The organism is Streptomyces sp. AC627_RSS907 (assembly GCF_019049165.1).
In genome coordinates this window covers 1-662 of sequence record NZ_JAGMUE010001536.1, presented here as the reverse complement: position 1 = coordinate 662, position 662 = coordinate 1, and the positions used below count along the sequence as shown (strand labels likewise).

1 protein-coding gene is annotated in these 662 nt (G+C 69.0%); it reads right to left on the bottom strand.

Annotated elements, in window-relative coordinates; all coding sequences use genetic code 11:
• The coding region (locus KUM32_RS42870; RefSeq protein WP_217146959.1) for a cytochrome P450 at positions 1–662 on the bottom strand (662 nt) is incomplete at both ends.

The following is a 662-nucleotide window of genomic DNA, read 5'->3' as shown; positions in this document are numbered from 1 at the left end:
AGCGCGAGCTGCCCCGGATGGGTGAGCAGCGCGTGCAGGGCGTTGTCGAGCAGGTTGACGGTCGTCTCGTGTCCGGCGCTGAGCATCAGCAGCAGGGTGTCGAGCAGTTCCTGCTCGCTCAGTCGCGAGTCGCCGTCCTCGTCGCGGGCGGCGATCAGCCCGCTGGTCATGTCGTCGGCGGGCGCGGTGCGCTTGGCGGTGATCAGCTCGCCGAGCAACTGGTAGATCTCGGCGTAGGTGCGGGTGACCTCATCGGGGTCGGCCGAGGTGTGGAAGATGGAGTCCACGCAGGCGTGCAGGCGATCGCGCATGCCGGTGTCCGTGACGCCGAACAGCTCGCAGATGACCTGGATCGGGATGGGGTAGGCGTAGCCCTCGCGCAGGTCCACGACGCCGCCCGGCGGGGTGTCGGCGAACCCGTCGAGCAGGTCCGTGGTGATCTGCTCGATGCGCGGGCGCAGCGCGTTGGAGCGGCGCAGCGTGAACGCCTTGGAGACCAGCGTGCGCAGCCGCGTGTGGTCGCTGCCGTACGCGGTGAACATGTTCTGCACCGCGACCCAGGTGAACAGCGGCCACTCAGGGGATATCTCACCGTTGACCCACGCGGGCCAGTGTTGGCGCGGGTCCTTGGAGACGCGGGGGTCGGCCAGCAGGTCCTTGAG